This window comes from Yaniella soli (assembly GCF_054782375.1).
This window is the reverse complement of record NZ_BAAGSP010000023.1, coordinates 38,836-45,531: the sequence shown is the minus strand read 5'-3', so window position 1 is coordinate 45,531 and position 6,696 is coordinate 38,836. Positions and strand designations below refer to the sequence as shown.

Sequence of the window (6,696 nt, the reverse complement as noted above, 5' to 3'; positions counted from 1 at the left end):
CAATATTCTCACTCATACGACAGAATTAACACGACATTTCAGCACTGTCCGATTAAACCGCCGACACCACCAAAAATAAAAGCGACTGTAGTACTAGACACGCCACGGGGCCGAACCACTACTTGCTCATATTCAGTTAATCCGCTGACTCTCCAACGTGGGTGGGGACCGACCAGCTTGAATTGGGATCGAAGCAGTGCAGCCTTACAAGGGCCAGAACTATTTATCTAGCGGAACCGATGACCATACGCATGGCTTATAACATCCGTCTTGGCGGTGGGTTTTCCTAACGACGCCCGATATCGCGACCTAGGCGATATCCAAAGATCATTGCTGGTCCAATATGTGACCCGTATCCGGGATAGCCACCACCAAAAACCGAGACAGCCGAAGCGCCAACTGCATGCAATCCTGGTATTTGTTGGCTTTCAGCGTTGAGTACTGCGGCATTATTATCAACGTCCAACCCAGCAAACGAGCCCAGATCCCCCATACGAATGCACGCCGCGTAATAAGGCGCCTTTTTCAGTTCTGCCAAGTTCGGGTTCGGCTTGTGTGCCATATCGCCCCGGAAGTGGTTATACGCCGTAGATCCACGCCCAAAGTCTTCGTCCTCACCACTGCGAGCGAAACCGTTGAACCGTTCGACTGTCGTCTCCAACGTGTCAGGATCCGCACCAATCACTGCTGCGAGTTCAGAAAGTGTGTCGGCTTTCACCAGAAAACCAGTGTCACGAAAGTATTTGCGCGGAATGGGCCACGGCTTAGCATACCCAATTCCGTAAGTGTCCATACATTTTTCATCAGCGATAATCCACGCGTAGGTATCGTCTTCGTCTTTATCATGAGCCAGCAATTGACGACCGAAATCATGATAACTCAACGCCTCGTTGCCGAAACGGCGGCCTTTTCGGTCCACAGTAATCATCCCCGGCAAACCGATTTGGCGCAGGTGCGGGAATAGCCGCTGACGGCCATCACGCAATTGCTTGAACTCCGTCACCGGCGCCCACGAACCAGGCGTGAACACATCATTACTAATGCGTCCGCCAACAGTCATCGCCATCACCGCACTACCACCATTATGCCCAACCGTGGGAGTCACATGGTTGGTACCATCAGGATCATGCGGGAAGTATTTGCGACGCAAAGTGGTATTCCCAGTAAACCCACCCCCGGCAAGGACCACACCTTCAAGTGCGTTGACGACTCCACTGTGGCGGCCCCCGCCCAAGATCGCACCCGTGACAGTACCATCTGAATCTTGCACCAACGACTCGACTGGTGTCGACGTCCATATTTGAACACCAGCGTCCAATGCAGATTTCACCATTCGAGTGATCATCGCTGAACCGTTGGTTCGTTTCATGGGCTGACCCTTCACTAGTTGGTCAAGCCACGTTCGTGCCAGCTTCGTTCCAGCATAAGCAAAAGATTTGATCGAACGATTTGCATACAAAAACTGTGTTAAATCTGCCCCTACTTGCGGCATGTATCCGAATACAGTGTAAGAACTGAGATACGGCTGCAGTTCCCTGCGGCGCTTGCCCAGCATGCGAACATCAGCGTCTCCCGGCAAGATAGCCCTCCCACCAATTCGCGAGCCTGGTAGGTCCATTTGATAGTCTGGAGCCTTTTCCGGGTACACAAAATTTACTTCAGTGTTCTTCTCAAAAAACTCAATCGCTTCAGGAACAGTATCCAAAAACGTATTGAGACGCTCCTCATTGAAATTTTCTGGCGCAAGCGCCTTCAAATACGTCTTAACTTCCGCAGTGCTATCGTCGCTTTGGTGACCCGGATTACCCGGCACCCACGCCCAACCTGCAGATATCGCTGTAGTACCACCAAAATACGGGTTCTGCTCAGCAACAACCACCCGCAAACCACGATGCGCTGCAACTATCGCAGTCGACAACCCTGCAACACCGGAACCTACGACCAACACATCACATTCACGTTCTTCCGGACGTGGTTCAACCATAAAAATTACTCCTACTTTGGATGCTTAAATTAACAATGACGACACCCGTTTTCACGAAGTCCTCTTTTCCGGAATTTCAAAATCGACATACGCAAGATCTTCGACGTTGGGTAGCGAATACGGTTTGATCGCCTCGTGAAGCGGATGCGTATTGTAAATTTCCAATGCCCTCGCTGATTCAAAATCCGCGATGATCACATGATCCCACGACCTCTCGGTTTTCAGAATGTCAGCACCATGTACCAGCTGGATCATCCCAGGTATATTGCCGATCATCCCCTCAAGACCCCTAACCCACTGTTGGCGAATGTCGTCAGTAAACGAGGCCTTCCAACGAAACATCACAATATGACGAATCATCAAACATCAACCCCTTGCCCCGCAGAGTGAGTCCCCGAGCCGGTAGCCTGCAGAGCATTTCGTGCTGCAATGTCTTTCCCCGCAAGATAAGCCATGGTCATCAGCGGCCCCAGCGTCGCACCGGCACCCGGATAGCCAGCCGCATACGGAGAATCTGCAACATTGCCTGCCGCATAGAGCCCTTCGATTCGCTGCCCGTCAACATCAACAACACCGCCAGTACCGTCCGTGCCCACACCGCCGCTGGTACCAAACGCCCCATTGACCACTTCAAGCGCATAATACGGCCCATACTGCAACGGACCCAAGGAGGGATTTGGCCACGAAGAATTCGCATCCCCCCAATAACGGTCATACTCACTGTTACCGCGCCCGAAATCTCCATCCACCCCGATAAGCGCCAGGGCATTGAATCGCTCAACAGTAGTAACCAAAGCATCCGCGGGCACACATAACTTGTCTGCCAACTCAGTTAGCGTTGCAGCCTCGTATAAATAATCAGGCGTGGCCTGACCCGCGCGATGATCCAAAATGCCATAACGCTCCAAATACGACTGATCAAACACAACATGAACCGGCGTGTTCAACGTTTGATTATTCGCGGAATCCCAAGACTGTAAAGACCGTGCGAGATCATTATAATTCTGCGCTTCATTAGCGAACCTCTTACCATGTCGATTGACCATAATAGAGCCCGGTCCCTGACGCTCAAAACGCAGTAACGAACCAATCGCAGCACCATCACGAGTCCCCCCAGTAAACGACATCGGCGCCCACCAAGCCTCACGCGTACCTCGCATCGCCGCACCAATCCGCTGGGCCATTTTCAATCCATCACCAGTATTAGACGGCGGTGAACACACGGCATACAAACGCGAAGCAAGCATCGAATCAGCCAATTCACGATCCCACTCAAAACCCCCAGACGCTAACATCACAGCATCAGCAGTAATCTCCTGACGATCGGCTGTGACCACGCCTGAAACCTTACCGTCCTCAGTCCGAAGACGTTCCGCTGCTGCATTCACAGCGAAAGTCACTCCAAAACGACGACACGCTGCCACCAGCATCGACACTAAGGCGTGACCTTTCGCCGCCACCCCATCTTCCATGCGCTCCTGCAATTCATCCCAGGGAAAACGGGTGAAAGCACCCCATGCTTCATACTCTTCCATGGTGAATGGGTAGCGTCCATCAGTACGTATAAGGTCTGCAAATCCACCAAGTTCTGCGTGGTAGTTGAACAGTTGAGGCTCAACGGTTCGTCCTCCTGTTGCCGCACCCGGCAAGTCTTGGCGGTAATCTGGAAAATTGTCCAGAAAGATAAAATCAACGCCCAGCTTTGCCTCTAAGAAAACCAGCATGTCGTCGCCTTGGTCTACCGCTGAATCTAATAGTTCCGTGCGGCCTCTTCCACGAGAGGCCGCCTCAACGTATGCACGTCCTGCTGCCTTCGAGTCTTCAATACCGTATTCCTTCGCGTGATGATTAGCCACGATCCAGAGCATGCCACCAGATACCGCCGAAGTGCCACCCAATAGAGGAGATTTCTCCAAAACCAATACATCAAGCCCTGCTTGAGCCGCCGTTGCAGCAGCAGTTAGCCCAGCGGCGCCCGATCCAACAACCACCATGTCATATTTTGTCGAGAGTTCCCGATTATCCAAAAGTTTCAATATTAACAACCTTTCGTATACGCATGATTTACATCATGCAACATAGACAAGACGCACGCGGGAGGTGTTCCGTTGAATAATACAATCGCTGTCGTAGAGCGCAGTATACTCAGGGGTAAGCTGGAGCAGAGGTTGTTCTACGAGCAAATTCAACCCCGCGGTTGGGTTCAATCCCGAGGTGACGTTGAATGGCCTTAGAAGCAAACTTTAGGTGCGGGACATACCTTTCAACATTTTCTTCCTCGATTGGAACGATAACGCTTAGGGCAGCAATCGCGTTCCCTGCTCCGCCAAAAATTGGCACGGATATGCCAGTTGATTCCTGAATAACTGTCCCAGCTGACACACAAAAACCATCGCGTCTAATTTGCGCCAAATGACGGCGCAATTCATTGGGGTTGGTGGACGTAGAAGCGGTGAACTTCTCCAGGTTTCTACTCAGCAAGAGAGCTTGTTCTGAAACTGATGCACTTGCCATCAGAGCCAGTCCAGCCGATGTGGCATGAACAGCCAACCGCCCTGCGACAGCAGAAATATTCTTAGTAAGTTCGTGTGGTGCGAATCGTTCAATATATAGCACCTCGTTACGATCTAGAACGCCTAACGATACGTGAACTTCGAAACTCGCAACCAGGTCTTCCATGGCTGGTACCGATGCTTCACGGAGCCCTTCAAGCGGTGCACCTTTTCGCACCATTTCCCACAACCGGGTGCCATGCCGCCACCCGCCCCCCGCAGGATCTCGGGAAACCAACCCTTCTACCTCTAATTCAGATAAAATACGGTGAGTGGTAGATACAGGCAGGCCTGCAAGACGAGCAGTCTCGCGAACGTTTTTACCTTTCGTCTTTTGGTCAGATAGTGCGCCAAGCACACGGACGGCTCGACTGATCAGCGACTCCCCAGAAGAAGAGTTTGCCATATGTTTTCCTGCATCCTTATCTACTCGATGACTAAGAATTTCACAGCGAGTTTTTGACTTCTTCCGCAAAATGCGATCGAAAACCTATTGATCGTCTCGCAAGTTATTGCCCGCCGTTTCACCGCCATCAATCACAAAAGAAGCACCCGTCGTGAAGGTGGATTCGTCTGATGCCAGATATACAACCAAGTGGGAAACCTCCTCAACCTGCGCTGCTCTCCCCAGTGGAACCTGGCCAAGGCCTCTGTCAAGGTCCGCGGTCAACGGCGTTTCCACGCTGCCGGGGTGAATTGAGTTGACTCGGATTTTCTCAAAACCAAAATCCAGCGCCGAAGTCTTCGTAAGCCCTTGAATGCCCCACTTCGCTGCAGAATAGACTGCGCGATTCTTGAAACCCGTAACCCCAGCAATCGACGAGATATTGATAATTGATGATGTGGGATTCTTTCTAAGCTCCGGGATCGCAGCTTTCATGCCATAAAACGTTCCAGTTAAATCAATTGCGAGGGTCTTATCCCAGTCAGCTAGAGAAGCCGTTTCCACGGAGCCTGACGAAAAAATTCCTGCGTTATTTATCAATACATCAAGTTTCCCAAATCGTCTGACCGTAGCATCAATAGCCGCTTCCCAACCTTTATAGTCGGTGACATCCAGCGCGACGAACAGAGACCGGTCTTCACCAACTTCTTCACAAAGCGCCTTACCAGCACGCTCGTCAATATCCGCCACCACAACCATGGCACCCTGCGAAGTCAAAATACGCACGTGAGAAGCCCCCATCCCGGAGGCTGCGCCGGTGATCAAAATTACCTTATCTAAAACTCTTTGTGATCCAAATAACATGACCTTAACCTACTTGCTACAGGGCCCCAGAAGAACCAAAAGTCATTGAATGGAACATTTTCCTTCGGCAGTGCATAAATAACTGATCCGAAATGCGTCCAAGTCCGGCGACACATGCTAACAAGTATACCAAGCACCATTGATGTCAATACTTGCCCCGTTGATGTACGTGGACTTTTCACTGAGCAGGAACTCGATAGCGTCAACGACTTCCTTTGTCGTACCAAATCGGCCCATAGGGATCTGCGATGAAACCTCAGATTCAACCAGTGTTTCCTCAGTCATTTCTGTCCAAATCAGACCAGGCGCCACTCCATTGACCCGGATACTGAAAGATGAAAGCTCCCGAGACAGTGTTGCAGTCATATTTTGCAAAGCCGCCTTCGACGCTGCATAAGCCGCTGTTGAGGGAAGCTGGGGTTGAAATGTATCAGTCGACAGGCCGCCGGATCCGAGCTTGGACGTAATCGAAAGCAAATTCACAATCGAAGCAGACCCATCCGTTGGCATGTATGCATGCGCCTGTTGAATCAGCATGAATGGCGCTTTTACATTGACGGCCATGACTTGATCCCAGAGATCAGGTGAAATGTCGAAAAAGTTAATCTTCTCACCGGATCGCTTAGGTGATATCCCTACAGCATTGACGAGTGCAGTGACCGTGCCGCATGCTGCAGCAACCTCAGCCGCCCGTTGATTGGTTTCCAATTGCGTGAGGTCGCCGATCACGACCCGATGCTCTTGGCCTTTCATCGAAGTGAGTGATTCGACGACCTGTTGAGCCTCTTTTGCCGATGTATCGGCAACAATAACAGTATAACCGAGCAACGCCAAGCGGCTACTCACAGCACTCCCGATACCACCGGCACCGCCGGAGACGATTGCGACCTGTTTTTCAATCATTCTAAACC

6 protein-coding genes are annotated in these 6,696 nt (G+C 51.2%); all 6 read right to left on the bottom strand.

Annotated elements, in window-relative coordinates:
* Window positions 1-286 precede the first annotated feature (286 nt).
* Entirely contained in the window at window positions 287-1,984 is a 1,698-nt protein-coding gene (gene chcC2, locus ACYVJT_RS11785; RefSeq protein WP_343956787.1) for a 4-oxocyclohex-2-ene-1-carboxylate 5-dehydrogenase, read from the bottom strand.
* Between the two features lie 51 nt (window positions 1,985-2,035).
* Window positions 2,036-2,344, bottom strand: a complete 309-nt coding sequence (locus ACYVJT_RS11780; protein ID WP_343956785.1) for a Dabb family protein — start codon at window positions 2,342-2,344, stop codon at window positions 2,036-2,038.
* The gene (gene chcC1, locus ACYVJT_RS11775) at window positions 2,344-4,020 is read right to left on the bottom strand and encodes a 4-oxocyclohexanecarboxylate 2-dehydrogenase (RefSeq protein ID WP_343956784.1); all 1,677 of its coding nucleotides are present in this window, start codon (window positions 4,018-4,020) and stop codon (window positions 2,344-2,346) included. The genes ACYVJT_RS11780 and chcC1 overlap by 1 nt, the downstream gene beginning before the upstream one ends.
* 109 nt (window positions 4,021-4,129) lie before the next feature.
* On the bottom strand, window positions 4,130-4,942 hold the full coding sequence (locus ACYVJT_RS11770; protein WP_343956783.1) for an IclR family transcriptional regulator: 813 nt from the start codon (window positions 4,940-4,942) through the stop codon (window positions 4,130-4,132).
* 84 nt (window positions 4,943-5,026) lie between these two features.
* Window positions 5,027-5,785, bottom strand: a complete 759-nt coding sequence (chcB1, locus tag ACYVJT_RS11765; protein WP_343956782.1) for a trans-4-hydroxycyclohexanecarboxylate dehydrogenase — start codon at window positions 5,783-5,785, stop codon at window positions 5,027-5,029.
* Window positions 5,786-5,902: 117 nt separating this feature from the next.
* Window positions 5,903-6,688 carry an SDR family NAD(P)-dependent oxidoreductase gene (locus tag ACYVJT_RS11760; RefSeq protein ID WP_343956781.1) on the bottom strand — a complete coding sequence of 262 codons (786 nt, stop codon included), beginning with the start codon at window positions 6,686-6,688 and terminating at the stop codon, window positions 5,903-5,905.
* Window positions 6,689-6,696: the final 8 nt, after the last annotated feature.